Annotated in this window: 16 protein-coding genes; 7 read left to right on the top strand and 9 right to left on the bottom strand. The window is 67.2% G+C overall.

The features are described 5' to 3' along the window. Positions 1–2 precede the first annotated feature (2 nt). From ACTT2I_RS02945 to ACTT2I_RS02935, 3 genes are all read right to left on the bottom strand, one after another. Positions 3–482, bottom strand: coding sequence for a hypothetical protein (locus ACTT2I_RS02945; RefSeq protein WP_421588923.1), 480 nt, complete (start codon positions 480–482; stop codon positions 3–5). 122 nt (positions 483–604) lie between these two features. Beyond that, on the bottom strand, positions 605–1741 hold the full coding sequence (locus ACTT2I_RS02940; RefSeq protein WP_088432839.1) for a PilT/PilU family type 4a pilus ATPase: 1137 nt from the start codon (positions 1739–1741) through the stop codon (positions 605–607). A 62-nt stretch (positions 1742–1803) separates the two neighbouring features. Next, positions 1804–2841, bottom strand: a complete 1038-nt coding sequence (locus tag ACTT2I_RS02935; protein WP_019185385.1) for a type IV pilus twitching motility protein PilT — start codon at positions 2839–2841, stop codon at positions 1804–1806. 108 nt (positions 2842–2949) lie between these two features. Between ACTT2I_RS02935 and ACTT2I_RS02930 the strand changes: the two genes are divergently transcribed. From ACTT2I_RS02930 to ACTT2I_RS02920, 3 genes are read left to right on the top strand one after another with little or no spacing between them, the layout of a single operon-like run. Beyond that, positions 2950–3630: a YggS family pyridoxal phosphate-dependent enzyme gene (locus ACTT2I_RS02930; RefSeq protein WP_421100486.1), complete on the top strand. Its 681-nt coding sequence runs from the start codon at positions 2950–2952 to the stop codon at positions 3628–3630. A 27-nt stretch (positions 3631–3657) separates the two neighbouring features. Further along, entirely contained in the window at positions 3658–4479 is an 822-nt protein-coding gene (gene proC, locus ACTT2I_RS02925) for a pyrroline-5-carboxylate reductase (protein WP_088432841.1), read from the top strand. A 60-nt stretch (positions 4480–4539) separates the two neighbouring features. Continuing rightward, the gene (locus tag ACTT2I_RS02920; RefSeq protein ID WP_088432842.1) at positions 4540–5142 is read left to right on the top strand and encodes a short chain dehydrogenase; all 603 of its coding nucleotides are present in this window, start codon (positions 4540–4542) and stop codon (positions 5140–5142) included. Positions 5143–5160: 18 nt separating this feature from the next. Here ACTT2I_RS02920 and soxR read toward each other — a convergent pair whose 3' ends face one another. Continuing rightward, positions 5161–5595, bottom strand: a complete 435-nt coding sequence (gene soxR, locus ACTT2I_RS02915; RefSeq protein ID WP_172407490.1) for a redox-sensitive transcriptional activator SoxR — start codon at positions 5593–5595, stop codon at positions 5161–5163. A gap of 89 nt (positions 5596–5684) precedes the next feature. Between soxR and ACTT2I_RS02910 the strand changes: the two genes are divergently transcribed. Next, positions 5685–7058: an MFS transporter gene (locus tag ACTT2I_RS02910; protein ID WP_088432843.1), complete on the top strand. Its 1374-nt coding sequence runs from the start codon at positions 5685–5687 to the stop codon at positions 7056–7058. A gap of 21 nt (positions 7059–7079) precedes the next feature. Here the strand turns inward: ACTT2I_RS02910 and ACTT2I_RS02905 are convergent, their stop codons facing one another. Next, complete coding sequence (locus tag ACTT2I_RS02905) at positions 7080–9029, bottom strand: esterase/lipase family protein (RefSeq protein ID WP_088432844.1); 1950 nt, start codon at positions 9027–9029, stop codon at positions 7080–7082. Continuing rightward, positions 9026–10003, bottom strand: a complete 978-nt coding sequence (locus ACTT2I_RS02900) for an Lnb N-terminal periplasmic domain-containing protein (protein ID WP_088432845.1) — start codon at positions 10001–10003, stop codon at positions 9026–9028. Before ACTT2I_RS02900 ends, ACTT2I_RS02905 begins: the two co-directional genes overlap by 4 nt. 209 nt (positions 10004–10212) lie before the next feature. Between ACTT2I_RS02900 and ACTT2I_RS02895 the strand changes: the two genes are divergently transcribed. Further along, complete coding sequence (locus tag ACTT2I_RS02895) at positions 10213–10623, top strand: GFA family protein (protein WP_421100484.1); 411 nt, start codon at positions 10213–10215, stop codon at positions 10621–10623. Here the strand turns inward: ACTT2I_RS02895 and ACTT2I_RS02890 are convergent. The 3 genes from ACTT2I_RS02890 to ACTT2I_RS02880 form a co-directional block, all read right to left on the bottom strand. Then, positions 10620–10838 carry a hypothetical protein gene (locus ACTT2I_RS02890; RefSeq protein WP_143592064.1) on the bottom strand — a complete coding sequence of 73 codons (219 nt, stop codon included), beginning with the start codon at positions 10836–10838 and terminating at the stop codon, positions 10620–10622. The genes ACTT2I_RS02895 and ACTT2I_RS02890 overlap by 4 nt on opposite strands. Positions 10839–10950: 112 nt before the next feature. After that, positions 10951–14064, bottom strand: a complete 3114-nt coding sequence (locus tag ACTT2I_RS02885; protein WP_443096778.1) for an efflux RND transporter permease subunit — start codon at positions 14062–14064, stop codon at positions 10951–10953. 7 nt (positions 14065–14071) lie between these two features. Then, on the bottom strand, positions 14072–15277 hold the full coding sequence (locus tag ACTT2I_RS02880; RefSeq protein ID WP_421100482.1) for an efflux RND transporter periplasmic adaptor subunit: 1206 nt from the start codon (positions 15275–15277) through the stop codon (positions 14072–14074). 178 nt (positions 15278–15455) lie between these two features. On the opposite strand from ACTT2I_RS02880, the gene ACTT2I_RS02875 reads away from it, so the two are divergent. Both ACTT2I_RS02875 and ACTT2I_RS02870 read left to right on the top strand, forming a co-directional pair. Continuing rightward, complete coding sequence (locus ACTT2I_RS02875) at positions 15456–16139, top strand: response regulator transcription factor (protein WP_421100481.1); 684 nt, start codon at positions 15456–15458, stop codon at positions 16137–16139. After that, entirely contained in the window at positions 16132–17502 is a 1371-nt protein-coding gene (locus ACTT2I_RS02870) for a sensor histidine kinase (RefSeq protein ID WP_421100480.1), read from the top strand. Before ACTT2I_RS02875 ends, ACTT2I_RS02870 begins: the two co-directional genes overlap by 8 nt. The last annotated feature ends 1 nt before the right edge of the window (position 17503 follow it).

The following is a 17503-nucleotide window of genomic DNA, read 5'->3' as shown; positions in this document are numbered from 1 at the left end:
AATCACGCCAGCAAGCGCGGCACCACCCAGCCCATGCCACCGATGACGATCACCAGTAACAGACCCAGCTCCAGATACTGATACGCGAGCACGAAGGCCACCGCACCGCCGTTTCGCTGACGTGACTGCAGCACCAACCGGGGTGCCAGGATCGCCACATAGCCCAAGAAGACCAACAGCATCGCGACCGTGCCCATCAGCTTACCGAACAGCGCACCGACCATTGTCGACGCCGCGACGGCGAGCAACACCGCGCAGGCGCGGCCCAGCAAGCCATAGCCAACGAAGGTGTCGCGCGCGGACACCGCCTTCTCCGCTGCCAGCCTGCCACGCGCCGACGCCAAGGACGCCAGCTCGGCTGGGGCGATCCCACGCTCGGCCAACTCGGCAGCGAGGATCGTCTCGGCCCAGTCGAGCCGCTCGTGATTCGCCCACAGCTCCAACAGCGTGTCCGTCTCCGTGCCGGCGAAACGCGCCTTCAATGCCGCTTCCTGTGTCACCGACATTCCTCCTTGAATGACGTACAAGCCAGCGCAATGCGCTGCTGAAATGAAGCGGGCCGCAAGGTTTTTGCGGCCCGTGAACGCACTGCGGAACTCGTTGCTCAGCGGACTTCCGAAATCTCCACCCCATCCAGCCCCTGCGACAGCGTGCGTGCATCGCCGCCCTGCGAGAGCTTGATGCGCAGGCGCACTTCGTTCTGCGAATCGGCGTAGCGCAGTGCGTCTTCGTAGCTGATCTCGCCGGCCTGATAGAGCTCGAACAGGCTCTGATCGAAGGTCCGCATGCCCAGCTGGACCGAGTCCTTCATCACTTCCTTGAGCTTGTGGATCTCGCCGTCGCGGATGTAATCCTGCACCAGCGGCGTACCCAGCATGATTTCCATCGCGACCTTGCGCGTCTTGCCATCCGGCGAGGGAATCAGCTGCTGGGCGACCACGCCCTTGAGGTTCAGCGAGAGATCCATCAGCAGCTGGTTGCGCCGGTCTTCCGGGAAGAAGTTGATGATGCGGTCCATCGCCTGGTTGGCGTTGTTGGCGTGCAGCGTGCACAGCACCAGGTGGCCGGTTTCAGCGAAGGCGATGGCGTGGTCCATGCCCTCGCGGGTGCGCACCTCGCCGATCATGATCACATCCGGGGCCTGGCGCAGGGTGTTCTTCAGCGCTGCTTCCCAGCTGTCGGTATCGATGCCGACTTCGCGCTGGGTGATGATGCAGCCTTCGTGCTTGTGCACGAACTCGATCGGGTCTTCGATGGTGATGATGTGGCCGGTCGAGTTGTGGTTGCGGTAGCCGATCATCGCCGCCAGCGAGGTCGATTTACCGGTACCGGTCGCGCCGACGAACAGGATGATGCCGCGCTTGGTCATCGCCAGCGTCTTGACGATCGGCGGCAGGCTCAGCTCTTCCACGGTGGGAATGCGCGTCTCGATCCGGCGCAGCACCATGCCGACCTGGTTGCGCTGGTAGAAGCAGCTCACGCGGAAGCGGCCGACACCGGACAGGCCGATGGCGAAGTTGCATTCGTGGGTCTTTTCGAACTCTTCGCGCTGCGCCGGCGTCATCACGTTCAACACCAGGTCGCGGCTCTGCTGCGGCGTCAACGGTGTCTGGGTGATCGGCGAGATCTTGCCGTTGACCTTGATCGCTGGCGGCATGCCCGCGGTGATGAACAGGTCCGACGCCTTCTGGTGCGCCATCAGCTTGAGGAACGAGGTGAAGTCGATGGTGGTGGTGCTCATCGCGGTGTACTCCGAAGGTTGCCTGGAGCCGGCCTGCGGCCGGCACTGCCCTGATTCGAAACTTATTCGAAGATCCGCTTGTCCTTGGCGTACTCGCGCGCCTGGTTGCGGGTGATCAGGCTGCGCTTGACCAGGTCCTGCAGGTGCTGGTCCAGGGTCATCATGCCCATCTGCTGGCCGGTCTGGATCGCCGAGTACATCTGCGCCACCTTGTCCTCGCGGATCAGGTTGCGGATGGCCGGGGTGCCGACCATGATTTCCCATGCGGCGGTACGCCCACCACCGACCTTTTTCAGCAGGGCCTGCGAGATCACCGCGCGCAGCGACTCGGACAACATCGAGCGCACCATCGGCTTCTCGCCGGCGGGGAACACGTCGATGATGCGGTCGATGGTCTTGGCCGCCGAGCTGGTGTGCAGCGTGCCGAACACCAGGTGACCGGTTTCTGCCGCGGTCAGCGCCAGCCGGATCGTTTCCAGATCGCGCAGTTCGCCGACCAGGATGATGTCCGGATCTTCACGCAGGGCCGAACGCAGCGCTTCGTTGAAGCCGTGCGTGTCGCGATGCACTTCGCGCTGGTTGATCAGGCACTTCTGCGAGGTGTGCACGAATTCGATCGGATCCTCGACGGTGAGGATATGGCCGTATTCGTTCTTGTTGATGTGGTCGATCATCGCCGCCAGCGTGGTCGACTTGCCCGAACCGGTCGGCCCGGTGACCAGGATCAGGCCCTGCGGCTGATCGATCAGCTCGCGGAAGATCGGCGGGCAGGCCAGGTCTTCCAGCGTGAGCACCTCGGAGGGAATGGTACGGAACACCGCACCCGCGCCGCGGTTCTGGTTGAAGGCGTTGACGCGGAAGCGTGCCAGCGAGGGAATCTCGAACGAGAAATCGACCTCGAGGAACTCTTCGTAATCGCGACGCTGTTTGTCCGACATGATGTCGTACACCAGCGCGTGGACCTGCTTGTGGTCCAGGGCCGGAATATTGATGCGACGGACATCGCCGTCAACGCGGATCATCGGCGGCAGGCCGGCCGACAGATGAAGATCCGACGCTTTGTTCTTTACAGAAAACGCCAACAGCTCGGCGATATCCATGCGCTGCTACTCCCCATGACTGCTGCGACTGGAAGGTTCTTTCCCCGGGCGGCAGTATAGATCGAGATGTGCACAATACGCTTCAGCCCCTGATCCACCGGACCCGCCGTGACCGCCCAGCCCCTGCCCACCCTCCTGACGAACCTGCACAACGCGGCCGCTGCCGCCGGGCGGCCAGATCCGGTGCTGCTGGCGGTCTCCAAGACGCAGCCGGCCGAGGCCGTGCAGGCCCTGGCCGCGCAGGGCCAGCGCGCCTTCGGCGAAAACTACGTGCAGGAGGCGGTGGCCAAGATCGAGGCGTTGGCCGCGCTGGGCCTGGAGTGGCACCTGATCGGTCATCTGCAGTCCAACAAGGCCGACCTGGCGGCCCGCCATTTCGACTGGGTGCAGAGCGTGGACCGCCTCAAGCTGGTCACCGCGCTGGCCACGCATCGCCCGGCCGGCCAGCCGCCATTGAACGTGCTGATCCAGGTCAACATCGATGACGAGGACAGCAAGCACGGCTGCGCGCCGGAGGACATTCCCCCCCTCGCCGCCGCCATCGCTGCCGCGCCGCAGCTGCGCCTGCGCGGGCTGATGGCGATTCCAGCCCCGTGGCCTGACGCCGAACGCCGGCAGGCCGCCTTCACCCGCATGGGTGCGTTGTTTGCCGCGCTGGCGGCAACGTATCCGCATGTGGATACGCTGTCGATGGGGATGAGCAGCGATTACCCTGAAGCCATCGCCCATGGCGCCACCCTGGTCCGCATCGGCACCGCGCTGTTCGGCGCCCGCCCGCGGCCGGCCTGAGCGCCCCGCCCGTTCCAAGGAGAGTTCATGAGCACGTCCCCCATCACCTTCATCGGCGGCGGCAACATGGCCCGCAGCCTGATCGCCGGTCTGGTCCGCCAGGGCGTGGCCCCCGCCAGCCTGCATGTCGCCGAGCCGGTCACCGCGCTGCGTGAAGCGCTGACCGCCGAGTTCGGCATAAAGACCTACGCCAGCGCGACCGAAGCCGCCGCACAAGGCACGGTCTGGGTGCTGGCAGTGAAACCGCAGGTGCTGCGCGATGTCTGCGCCTCGCTGACCGATATCGCCCGGAGCAAGCAGCCGCTGGTGGTCTCCATCGCCGCCGGCATCACCAGTGGCCAGCTGGATCGCTGGTTGGGCGGTGGCCAGGCCGTGGTCCGCGCGATGCCCAACACCCCCGCCCTGCTCGGCGCCGGTGTAACCGGACTGTTCGCCACCGCGGCCGTCAACGCCGCACAGCGCGCGCAGGCCGACACCGTACTGGCCAGCGCGGGGCGCACCGTATGGATCGATGACGAAGCGCGCATGGATGCCGTCACCGCCGTCTCTGGCAGTGGCCCGGCCTACGTGTTCCTGCTGGCAGAAGCAATGGAAGCGGCCGGCATCGCCCAGGGCCTGCCCGCCGACGCGGCCCGCACGCTGGTCGTACAGACCCTGCTGGGCGCCTCGCGCATGCTGGACGAGTCCGGCGAAGCCCCGGCCGAGCTGCGTCGCCGCGTGACCTCGCCGAACGGCACCACCCAGGCCGCGATCGAGCGTTTCCAGGCCGACGGCTTTGAAGCCATGGTCGCGCGCGCGATCGACGCGGCGACGACGCGCGGGCAGGCATTGTCGGCGGCGAATGATTGACGACCAAGCGCAGCCACACATGGCGTGGCTCCGCCCCTTACGTTTACGGGAGACATGCACATGAAGATCCTTCTTGTCGGTGCCAGCGGCACCCTGGGCCAGGCGGTCGCCAGCACGCTTGGGGTCCACCATGAACTGATCCGCGCCGGTCGCCACGGCGGCGATGTGCAGGTCGATCTCACTGACGACGCCAGCGTGCACGCGCTGTTCGCCAAGGTGGGCAAGGTCGATGCGGTCATCGCGACCACCGGCCAGGTTCACTTCGGTCCACTGGCGCAGATGCGGGCCGCCGACTTCAACCTGGGGCTGCAGGACAAGCTGCTCGGCCAGGTGCGGCTGAGCCTGACCGCCCAGCATCACCTCAACACCGGCGGCTCGATCACCCTGACCAGCGGCATCATCAGCGCCCAGCCGATCCGGGATGGCGCCAACGCCACGGCGGCCAACGCCGCGCTGGAGGGTTTCGTGCGCGCCGCGGCGTGTGAACTGCTGCCGCGCGGGCTGCGCATCAATGCGGTCAGCCCGAACGTGCTGGCCGAATCGATGGACGACTACGGTGCGTACTTCCCGGGCTTTGAACCGGTGACGGCGCAGCGCGCGTCGCTGGCCTACCAGCGCAGCGTGGAAGGCATCCAGAGCGGACAGGTGTTCACCGTCTGGTGAGGCGGGCGCCGGCCGGCACTACTCCCAGCGGCGCGGGCCGTCGCCCTGATCGCCCAGCGTGTCGCCGGGGTTGGTCAGGCGGCAGCGCTTCAACGACAGGCAGCCGCAGCCGATGCAGTCGGTGAGCTGGTCGCGCAGCAGCAGCAACTGCTCGATGCGCTGGTCCAGCTCACTGCGCCACAGCGCCGACATCTTCGCCCACTCGGCCTTGGTCGGCGTTTTGTTTTCCGGCAGCGCCGCGAACGCACTCGCCACCGCTTCCAGCGGCATGCCGACTCGCTGCGCCACCCGGATCACCGCCAGCCGGCGCAGTACATCGCGGGCAAAGCGGCGCTGGTTGCCGGCGGTGCGCAGGCTGCGGATCAGGCCCTTGCGCTCGTAGAAATGCAACGCCGATACGGCCACGCCGCTCCGTTTGGCGACTTCGCCTACACTCAGTTCCTGCGCGATCACTGCTTGACCTCAACCATGGTTCAGGTGGCATCCTGCGCGCCGCCGGAATGCACTGCAAGCCCGGCCCTCCCCCGATGTCTGGAATCCGCATGTCCGCTGACGCCTCCACACCACCCGCCACCGCTCCGGTGGAGGATGCCCCGATCCCCTCGATCCTGTCGCCGGCCTACCGCGCGACCACGATCGGCATGGTCGCGCTGGTCTCCCTGCATGGCTTTGAAGCCCTGGCGGTAGCCGCGGCGATGCCGACCGTCGCCCATGACCTGGACGGGCTGCGCCTGTATGCGCTGGCCTTCGGCGGCACGCTGGCGACCAGTGTGATCGGGATGACGCTGTCCGGGCGCTGGAGCGACCTGCAGGGCCCGGCGCGGCCGCTGTGGCTGGGCCTGGCCTGCTTCATCGCCGGCCTGCTGGTGGCCGGCTTCGCCCAGCATATGCCGGTGCTGGTGCTCGGGCGGTTGATGCAGGGCCTGGGTGCCGGCGCGATTTCCGTGGCGCTGTATGTGCTGGTCGGGCGCTCATTCCCCGAGCCGATGCGGCCGCGCGTGTTCGCCGCATTCTCTGCCGGCTGGGTGGTGCCCTCGCTGATCGGCCCCAGCATCAGCGGCCTGATCGTGCAGCACCTGGGCTGGCGCTGGGTGTTCCTGATCGTGCCGCTGCTGGCGATCCCGGCGGCACTGCTGCTGCGCCCGGCGCTGCGCCAGGTCGGCACGGTGACCGCCGGCACCCGTGGCCGCAACGTGGTGCCTTGGGCGGTGGGGGCCTCCTTCGGCGCGCTGGCGCTGTACATCGGCGGCCAGCAACAGGGCTGGCTCGCCATCGCACTGCTGGCGCCCGCCCTGGCCCTGCTCGCCCTGTGCAGCTGGAAGCTGCTGCCGACCGGCACGCTGCGCCTGCGCCGCGGCCTGCCCAGCGTGATCGCGCTGCGCGGTATCGCCGCCTCGGCGTTCTTCGGTTGCGAAGCCTTCCTGCCGCTGCTGCTGCAGCGCGAGCGGGGTCTGACGCCGGTCGTGGCCGGCGTGGCGCTGAGCCTGGGTGCGCTGGGCTGGTTCTCCGGCTCCTGGCTGCAGGGCCACCAGCGGCGTGGCTGGTCGCGCCGGCAACTGCTGCAGGCCGGCGCCCTGTTGATGTGCGTGGGCATCCTGGCAACCTCGCTGGCGATACAGCCGGGCATCCCGCTGTGGTCGGCGATGGTCGGTTGGGTGCTGACCGGCCTCGGCATGGGCCTGATCTACCCCAGCCTGTCGGTGCTGACCCTGTCACTCTCCCCGCCGGCGCAGCAGGGCGCCAACACCTCCGCCCTGCAGCTCAGCGAGGCCCTCGGCGTGGCGACCACGCTGGCCGTCTCCGGCTCACTGTTCGCGCTGTTCCTGGAGGGCCGTGAGGCGCTGGGCTACCTGCTGACCTTCGCGATCATGCTGGTGCTGGCGATGCTCAGCGTGGTGGTGGCGCGGCGCATCTGAAGCAGGGGCTGCCACGCATCCTCACGGATGCGTGTCGCCAACCTCTTTGAGGTCCTCGCGCAGGATGCGGCGGATCTCCAGCACGGCCTGCGGGGTCTCCTGCACGCTGTGCCCGGAGATGATCACCTTCTCCGATACCGCACCGTCCAGGTGCGCACTCCAGTACGGCACCAGGCCATCATCGGACTGCTGCAACGGCACCTCCGGTTTGCGCTGGGCGATGATCGAGTGGTACTTCAGGCCCGGCGTGATCGGCAGCGCGCCGGCGGCCTTCACGAACGGATCGCTGGCCTTGAGGTTGTCGATGCTGTTGGGAATCTGCAGCTTGGTGGTGCTGTTGGCCGACTCGGATTCCTGCAGGGTCAGGAACACGTCCTCGAACTTGCCCAGGATCGTGATCGGCAACCGCACCAGCCGGCCGATCAGCCGCCCCAGCCGGTTGCCCGCGATGTCGGTGCCCTTGTGCGGGGCGGCGATGAAGATCACCCGCTCCACGTTCGGTTCGGCGGTGAAATGCAGCAGCGGGCCCAGCTTGGCCTCCACCCGCTTCAGGCGTTCGCCCTTGAGGTCGTAGTTGGCCAGCAGGTCGTTCCACAGCACGTCGCCGGAAGAGGTCACCAACAGGCGCGCGAGCACGCCGCCCATGCTGTGCCCGATGAACACCATGTCCTTGGCCGCTGGCGTGCTGCCAGTCGGGTCGAAGTGCTTGAGCGTGTTGTTGAAGGCCTGGTTGATCTCGTAGCGGTTCAGCGCGATCGGGGCATTGGTCGGGTAATACACCTGCCAGACCTGGAAGTGCCGGCGCAGCTCGGGATCGCCCATGATCTCGTTGGCCACGTTGACCCAGGCTTCCGGGCTGCTGCCCAGGCCGTGCAGCATGAAGATGATGCGACGGTTCGGGTCCCACGGCTGCATCAGGTACATGTGCGGCGCGCCGATGCCTTCGCTCATGCCGAACAGCGTGCGCAGCGACTGCGTGGCAAAGCCGGACTGCGCCAGCCACAAGCCGTAGGCCGCGGTGAAGTTGCCGGCCAGCGGCACCTTCTCACCGTGCAGGTCCACGCTCTCGGTGGACTCGGGCGAGTACACATCGAACAGCACCTGGGTGGTATCGAGCACCTGCTGCAGGTTGTCGCCCTTGAAGCGCAGCAGCGCGGTGGCATTGATCGCCGACATCTCGCTGTACTGCGGAATCTCCGCTTTCTCGCCATCGGCCGGGGCGACCAGCTTGGGCGGGTCCATGATCACCACCAGCTCGGCGCCGAAGCCATCGCGGCGATAGGTGCTGCGCAGGCCGGCGAAACTCACCGCCGAGGCGGACACCATCCGGGTCGGGATGCTCTGCATGCGCAGCTCATCGAAATCGGAGGTCAGCGTCCAGCGCTCACCGGCCACCGCGGCATTGTAGTCCTCGCCTTCCAGCGCGCTCTCGCGGCTGCGCTTGAACACCACCGAGGCGGTCTGCTCGGCAGCGTAGTTGTAGTAATCGCGAACCTGGGTCTGGCGATCCTCGAAGGCACGGTCCGAAGGCGTTCGCCCGCTGAAGAACAGGTAGGCGTACGCATAGCGCGCAGCTTCCAGCCACGCATCCAGCGCCGCGTCGGACATCGGCGTTTTCTCGCGGTCCTTGGGCTTGGGGGTCAGCGCCAGCGCGGTTTTCACCCACAGCTCGGACTGCGCCGACAGCCGCTGCTCCTCGGGCAGGACATCGGTGTCTTCCAGCGTCTTCTGGCAGGTGGCCACGTCCTTTTCGCACTGGGCCACGTCCATGCCGATCACGCTCAGCGTTTCCTGCGAGGCCGCGCTGAGCTTGCCCGAGGTCAGCACGTCGCCGCGCTTGTTGGCCAGGTACTCGGTCGGGGCCACCTGCTTCATGGTGACCATCGCGCAGCCGCTGGAGAGCAGCAGCGAAAGCACCACGGCCAGCAGCGGCAACGCGCGGTGCGGGAACAACTTCACTATGGACATCATGGAACGCTTCCCTGCCCTGTCCCCGGGACGTCCCGGCGGATCACCCGTGAAAAATCATCGTTTTCATTGCTCGCCCGCGCACGTTCGGTGATCCGCCCGCGGGCCTTCAGCGTTTCGAACGGCACGCCCGGCATGAGCACGCCCAGATCGCGCGCGTATTCGGCGAAGTAGCCCGAGGCCAGCAGCCGGTAATCCATCGGCAGGCCCGGCGCGATCTGCTTGGCCAGTTCGTACACGATGGTGGTGCAGTTGCTGGTCAACGTGTTGTAGAACGCCGGCGCAGCGTCGAGCTTGCGCGCCTCGCCAAGGTAGGACACGAACAGCGCCTTGAGCTGCTCCTGGGTCATGCCGTGCAGGCGGTACAGATACACATCCTCGCCCCGCGCATTGGTGCGGGTGCGCACGATGTCGGTTTCCTCCGAAGCGACCAGGGTCATCTCGAACTTGCGGAAAAACCCGCCCAGCGCAGAGAACGACTCGCCGCGCTCCTTGCGGATCTCCAGCGAGAACACCAAGTAGCGGCCGTCGTCGAAGCCGAAGGAAATCAGCGTGTGCGCGATCGCCGGACCCATCCAGTAGGACAGGATCAGATCGGCCGAGCGCAGCTGGTCCAGGTTGTACTCGCGGCGTACCCAGCGCGCGTCGTAGTCGGTCTCGCTGCGCCAGGTGAAATCACGCACGTTCTCGAGCACCACCCGCGGGCCGTCCACCTCGACGACCTTCAGCCGCTGGGCGACATCATCGGCCCAGATGCGATCCTGGCGCGGGGTGAGCAGCAACCACCAGATGCCCGAGACCACCAGCGCCACGCCGTACAGCACGCCCGGCCAGCGCCCGGCGCGCGCACGCGCCACCCCGATCGCACCGGTGACGGCAAATACCGCCCACAGGCCGACCAGCAGATACCGCAACCAGCCCGGTCCGGGCAACTGGTAGGCCAGCAAACCGGTGATCCACAGCGCTGCCAGCAGCATCAGCAACGCCAGCCCCCATCGTCCTGCCTTCTTCACGCATCGATCCGTCGTCTATCCGGGGCGCTAGTTAGCCATAACCCCTGTGTGCGCCGCATGTCGAGCCTGTTCAGCTTCGGCCGGCGTTCACCCCCGGACCCGGCACCATCTGGCTCAGCCCGCCTGCGGGATCGCATACTTGCCGCACCATTGGCTACCCGGAAGCGTCTCCCATGCAGGGACTCACCACCATCGGCGGGGTGCCCATCCAGCGCCACCATCTGCTGCGCTGCCACTGCGGCGCGGTAGTCCTGCGCCTGCATCTGCCGGACGGCGTGGTCTCGCCCCGCCGCTGCGACTGTTCGATGTGCCGGCGACGCGGCGCGATCGCGGCCTCGGTGAAGCTGGCCGATCTGGAGATCGTGCAGGGCCACGACGCACTGCGCCTGTACCAGTTCAACACGCATGTGGCCCGACACCACTTCTGCGGCGTATGCGGCATCTACACGCATCATCAGCGCCGCTCTTCACCGGACGAATACGGCTACAACGTCGGCTGTCTGGACGGGGTAAATCCGTTTGATATCGGCCAGGTGCCGGTCAACGACGGGGTCAACCACCCCGCCGATGCCAAGCGCCCTTAGCGGCGGCCCGGTCCGATCTTCTGCCAAGGGGCCATGCCCTTGCGCCCATGCAGCAGCGGGCGCTTGAGCGGCAACCGGCGCGGCATCGGGATGCCCACGCCGGGCGCGGCGGTGTCGTCCTGGCGGAGCGACTCGGCGCGTTGGCCAACCAGCAGCGCCGCCACTTCTTCCAATCCGTTTCGCATGGTGCGAGCGACCGTCTGCAGGGGATTCATGGCGTGTCTCCAAGCGCTGTGGGGACGATCTACGCTAATGGCCCAGCGGCATGGACACCGTGAACGGAATGGGTCAAAAAGATGAAATCGGGGGTGCGGGGCCTCCCTTGGTTCAGGATTGTGCCTGCGGATCGGGTCGGGCCCTGCCCAGGCGCCGCACCAGCACGAAGAACAGCGGCACCAGCAGGATCGCCAGCAGCGTGCCGGAGAGCATGCCGCCGATCACGCTGACCCCAATCTCACGCCGGCTGACCGCACCGGCGCCGGTCGCCAGCGCCAGCGGGATCACGCCGGCCACGAAGGCCAGGGAAGTCATCACGATCGGCCGCAGACGCAGGCGGGCGCCCTTCAGCGCCGCCTCCACCGCCGAACTGCCCGCGCGGTACTCGGCCTCGGCGAACTCCACGATCAGGATCGCGTTCTTGGCCGATAGGCCGATCGTGGTCAGCAGCCCCACCTGGAAGTAGATGTCGTTGACGAAGCCGGCCGCGGTGGTGGCGATCACCGTGCCGATCACGCCCAGCGGGATCACCAGCATCACCGCCATCGGCACCGTCCAGCTCTCGTAGAGCGCGGCCAGGCACAGGAAGATGAAGGCAATGGACGCCGCATACAGCCACAGCGTCTGATTGCTGGAGAGCTGTTCCTGGTAGGAGAGCCCGCTCCACTGCAGTTCAAAACCGGGCTGATCGGCCACCAGGGACTGCATGGTCTGCATCGCCTCGCCCGAGCTGCGCCCTTCGGCGGCACTGCCCTGGATCTGCATCGCCGGCAGGCCGTTGAAGCGCTGCTGCAGCTGCGGCCCGCGCGACCAGTGGCTGCTGGCGAAGCTGGCGAACGAGGCCATCTGCCCGTTGCTGCCGCGCACGTACCACTGGCCGATGTCGTCGGGCACGCTGCGGTAGGGCTGGTCGCCCTGCACGTACACACGCTTGACCCGGCCGCGGTCCAGGAAGTCGTTGACGTAGGTGCCGCCCCACGCCGAGGACAGCGTTGAATTGATGTCGGCCTGGGCCAGGCCCAGTGCGCTGGCCTGCGCCTGGTCGATGTCCAGATGCAGCTCGGCCTTGTCGCCAAGACCGTTCAACCGCACCGAGGTCAGCCGCTCGTCATCACTGGCGGCCTGCACCACTTTTTCCTGCGCGGCCTGCAGGGCCGGACGGCCGGCCGCGCTGTTGTCCTGCAGCCACAACTCGAACCCGCTGGACTGCCCCAGCCCGCGCACCGCCGGTGGTGCCAGCACGTTGACCTTCGCATCGGGCAGATTGCGGAACAAGGCGTTGGCGCGGGCGATGATCGCGCCGGCGCTGTGCTGTGCATCGCGTTCGGACCACGGTTTGAGCGCCATGAACCCCTGCCCCGCGTTCTGGCCGGTGCCGGCGTTGTTGCGGCCGACCACCACGAACACGACGTCCAGGCTGTCCTTCTCGTGCTCCATGAAATAGCGGCTGATCTGCTCGCCCAGCGCCTCGGTGCGCGCCATCGGCGTGCCTTCCGGGGTGGAGAACTGGAAGGTCACCTGGCCCTGGTCTTCCACCGGCAGGAAGCCGGTCGGCATGCGCGCATACAACGCGACCACAGCGATCACCAGCAGCACATAGAAGGCCATCCAGCGCCGCGGGTGCGCCACGATTCCACCCAGCCTGGCGCGGTAGCCGTTCTGGCTGCGCTCCACGCCGCGGTTGAACCAGGCGAAGAAACGACCTGGCGGCTTCTGCGCGCTGGACGGCTTGAGCAGCGTCGCGCACAGCGCCGGAGTCAGCGTCAGTGCGACCAGCGCCGACAGCGCCATTGCAGAGGCGATGGTGATCGAGAACTGCCGATAGATGATGCCGGTGGAACCGCCGAACAAGGCCATCGGCAGGAACACCGCGCCGAGCACCACGGTGATGCCGACCAGCGCACCGGTGATCTCACCCATCGATTTCTCGGTCGCCTCGCGCGGTGGCAGATGCTCCTCGTGGATGATGCGCTCCACGTTCTCCACCACCACGATCGCATCGTCCACCAGCAGGCCGATCGCCAGCACCATCGCAAACAGGGTCAGTGTGTTGATGGTGAAGCCGGCCACCGCCAGCACGCCGAATGTGCCCAGCAGCACCACCGGCACGGTGATCGCCGGGATTAGTGTCGCGCGCAGGTTCTGCAGGAACAGGAACATTACCACCACGACCAGCACGATCGCCTCGATCAGGGTGTGGATGACACCCTCGATGGAGACCCGCACGAACGGCGTGCTGTCGCGTGGATAGGCTACTTCCAGGCCCGGTGGGAAGCTGGGACGCAGGCGCTCGATCTCCGCGCGCACCGCATCGGCGGTTTCCAGTGCGTTGGCGCCGGAGGCCAGCGTCACCGAAAAGCCGGCGGCGGGATAGCCGTTGAGGAAGCTGCTGGTCTGGTAGTTCTCCGCACCGATCTCCACCCGCGCCACGTCGCCCAGGTGCACCGCCGCGCCACTGGGCAGCGTGCGCAGGATGATTGCGCGGAACTGCTCGGCGGTCTGCAGTCGCGACTGTGCGGTGACGGTGGCGTTGAGCGCCTGTTCCGGGCCGGTCGGGAGGGCCCCCAGCTCACCGGCGGTGACCTGGGTGTTCTGCGCCTGGATCGCAGTGCGCACATCCGAGGGCATCAGATCGAACGCGCGCAGCTTGTGCGGGTCCAGCCAGATGCGCATCGCATACGGCGAACCGAACACATTGATTTCGCCCACGCCGGGAATGCGGCTGATCGGGTCCTGCACATTGCTGACCAGGAAATCGGAGACGTCCACCCGCTCCATGCGCCGATGGGTGTCATACAGCGACACCACCATCAGCGAATCGCCCTGCGATTTGGCCACGGTCACGCCCTGCTGCTGCACTTCCTGCGGCAGCCGGTTGATCGCCTGGTTGACGCTGTTCTGCACCTGCACCTGGGCGATGTCCGGGTTGGCGCGCTGGTCGAAGGTGACCGTGATCCGCGCCTGGCCCGAGGACGAACTGGTGGAAGAGAAATACAGCAGGTGGTCGATGCCCTTGATCTGCTGCTCGATCACCTGGGTGACGCTGTCTTCCACGGTCTGCGCCGAGGCGCCGGTGTAGTTGGCGGTGATGTTGACCTGCGGTGGCGCGATATCCGGGTACTGCTCCACCGGCAGCTGGGTGACCGCGATCGTGCCCAGCGCCATGATGCAGATGGCCAGGACCCAGGCAAAGACTGGGCGGTGGATGAAAAAGCGCGGCAGCATCGGCGGCTCAGCCTTCGCCGGCCGGCACGGCGGCGGGCGCCGTGGCCGGTGCGGCGGCGCCCGCGGGTTTGATCCGCACCGTGGCGCCCTCGCTCAGGCCCTGGCGGCCACTGAGCACGACCTGCTCACCGGCACGCAGGCCCTCGAGCACCAGCCACTGATCGCCGACCGCGCGCGCGGTCGTGAAAGTCCGTTGATGCACGCGGCCGTCCGGGCCCACCACCCATGCCAGCGCCTCGCCCTTCGGGCTGCGGTCCACCGCTGCCTGCGGCACCAGCAGGGCCTGCTGGCGCGTACCCTGCCCGACCCGGGCGCGCACGTACATGCCCGGCAACAATTGGCCCTGAGGATTCGGGAACTGTGCGCGCAGGGTGATGCTGCCGGTCTCCTGGTCCACGTCGATATCGGCGAATTCCAACGTGCCGGTCACGGCGTAATCTGTGCCATCAGACAACTTGAGCTGCACCGGCGCGGTCGTCGCTTCCACGCCGCCGTCGGCGATCGCGCGCCGCAGCGCGAGATACTCGTTGCTGGACTGGGTGATATCCACGTTCATCGGATCCACCTGCTGGATGCGCGCCAGCGGTTCGGCCTGGCCGTTGGTCACCAGCGCGCCCGGGGTGAACAGCGCGCGGCCGATCCGCCCGCTGATCGGGGCGGTCACCCGCGCAAAGCCCAGGTTGGTGCGTGCGGTATCGCGCACCGCCTGCGCCGCCTGCACCGCCGCCTCGGCCTGCTGATGGGTGGCCACCGCATCATCCACGTCCTGCTGCGCCGCCAGCTGACCGGCACCGAGCTGCTGCATGCGCTTTGCACGCAACCCCGCCGCCACCGCACTGGCCTCGGCCGTGCGCAGGTTGGCCTGCGCTTCGTTCACCGAGGCCTGGTACAGCGCCGGTTCGATCTGGAACAGTGGCTGTCCGGCCTTCACCATCTCGCCCTGCTCGAACAACCGCGCCTGCAGCACCCCGGAGACCTGCGGGCGCACATCGGATTCCTGCGAGGCCACCGTGCGCCCGGGCAACTCCTGGGCCAGCGCCAGCGACTGCGTCTGCAGGGTCAGCACCGTCACTTCCGGCGCCGGTCCCTTTGCCTTTGGCGCTTCCTTGCCGCAGGCAGCCAGCCCCAACGCCACGGCCAGCCCCAGCAGCGGCAGGCGCCAAGGGCCGGACAACAGGCCGGGGGCCGGGAAGGACGGGAGCGGATCGGTCATGGGGGACGGTATTCCAGGCGTGAACGGGGCACATGACCCCGGGCGGCAGGGCCACTGCTCGGGGGGAATATAGGAGAAGCGGGGGGAGGATCCGGCGAAAACCGCATGAAACATTTTTCATTTGCAGTCCCCACAGGGGGTTGCGACGATGCACCGGTCCCAATCGTCAAAGTGGCCCATGCCGCGCGTACTCACCATCGAGGACGACCTCGTCACCGCCGAGGAAATCGCCACGGAACTGCGCAGCCACGGCTTCGAGGTGGACCGGGTGGGCAACGGCGAGGACGGCCTGGCCATGGCCTGCCGCGGCGACTACGCCGTGATCACCCTGGACCGCATGCTGCCGGGCATGGATGGGCTGGCCCTGGTCACCGCCCTGCGGCGCCAGGGCATCACCACCCCGGTGCTGATGATCAGTGCCCTTTCCGATGTGGATGAGCGGGTCCGTGGCCTGCGCGCCGGCGGCGATGATTACCTGACCAAACCCTTCGCCTCCGATGAGATGGCCGCCCGCGTGGAAGTCTTGATCCGTCGCCATGGGCAGCCTGCCGTGGCGGAGAACCAACTGCGTGCCGGCGACCTGGAGCTGGACCTGATGACCCGCACCGCGCGCCGCGCCGGCGAAGAGATCTCCCTGCTGCCGACCGAGTTCAAACTGCTGGAATTCCTCGTGCGCAACGCCGGCCAGGTGGTCACCCGCACGATGTTGTTCCAGGAGGTATGGGGCTACCACTTCGATCCTGGCACCAACCTGATCGACGTCCACATCGGCCGCCTGCGCAAACGCATCGACCAGCCTGGCCGTGCCCAGCCGATCCGCACCGTGCGTGGCACCGGCTATGTCCTGGACGAGCATGTCTGATCACTGGCGTTCCTCCAGCAGCCGTCTGCTTGGGCTGTACTGCGTGCTGTTCGTTGCCTGGTCCAGCGTGCTGCTGGGGGTGATGTACTGGCGCGTCTCGGACTACCTCAACGACCTCGCCGAATCCGGCCTGCAGCAGCGCGCGCACCTGTTCGAGAAGTTCGAAGGCCAGGCGCTGGACGATGCGCTGCGCGACAGCCTGCGCTACGACCTGCACGGTGCTTACGCCTACGGCATCTTCAGCCGCAGCGGGCAGCCACTGGCCGGTCCGTTGCTGGCGATTCCCGGCGACCTGCGCATGGATGGACATGCACAGGCAGTGGACCGCTGGTCATTGCGCAGCGGCCCGATCAACGCCCCCGGGCGTGCGCTTGGCGTGGAAACCCAGGACGGCCGCCTACTGGTGTTCGTACGCCAGAGCGGCAAGCTCACCGCGGTCAACAGCATCATCCTGGACGCGCTGCTGTGGGGCGTCTCGCTGACCATCATCCCCGGCCTGGCCGGTTGGCACATCCTGCGCCGGCGGCCCCTGAAACGGATCCAGGAGATCGAAGCAGCCACCAAGCGGATCATCGCCGGCGATCTCGGCCAGCGCCTGCCGGTGTCCGGTCGCCCGGATGAGATCGACCGCCTGTCGAGCATCGTCAATGCCATGCTCGAACGCATCGAGCAGTTGATGACGGAGGTCAAAGGCGTGTGCGACAGCATCGCCCACGATCTGCGCACGCCGCTTACCCGCCTGCGCGCACATCTGTACCGCACCCGTGTCGGGCTGGAGGAAGATGACCCGCGCGCGGCGCAGCTGGACAAGGCGCTGACCGAAACCGACCGGCTGATGGCACGCTTTGGTGCACTGCTGCGCGTCTCCGAACTGGAAAGCCACCAGCGCCGCTCCGCCTTCGTCGAACTGGATGCGGGCGAGCTGCTGCAGGAACTGCATGCGTTCTACCTGCCGCTGGCCGAGGAGAAGGACCAGCAACTGCTGCTGGAAATCGACCCGCAGGCAGGCACGTTGTGGGGGGACCGCGAGCTGCTGTTCGAAGCGCTGGCCAACCTGCTCTCCAACGCGCTGCATTTCACCCCGGCCCAAGGCCGGATCGTGCTGCGCGCGGTGGAGGATCACGGCGCGCCGCGCATCGATGTGATCGACAACGGCCCGGGCATTCCCGCGCAGGACCGCAGCCTGATCTACCAGCGTTTCTTCCGCGGCGGCAGCGGCGGCGAGACGACCGAGGGCTTCGGGCTTGGGCTGTCGATCGTGGCCGCCATCGCCGGCCTGCACGGGTTCCGGGTCCGCGCCGGAGACGCGCCGGGCGGCGGCGCATGGCTGAGCATCCGCTGCGCGGCCGAGGGGCTTCGCTGAC

Origin of the sequence: Stenotrophomonas sp. PUT21 (assembly GCF_052232875.1) — a bacterium.
Classification (GTDB): Bacteria; Pseudomonadota; Gammaproteobacteria; order Xanthomonadales; family Xanthomonadaceae; genus Stenotrophomonas; species Stenotrophomonas maltophilia_N.
Note: the sequence above shows the minus strand (reverse complement) of the source record. Positions and strands in the feature narration are given on the sequence as shown.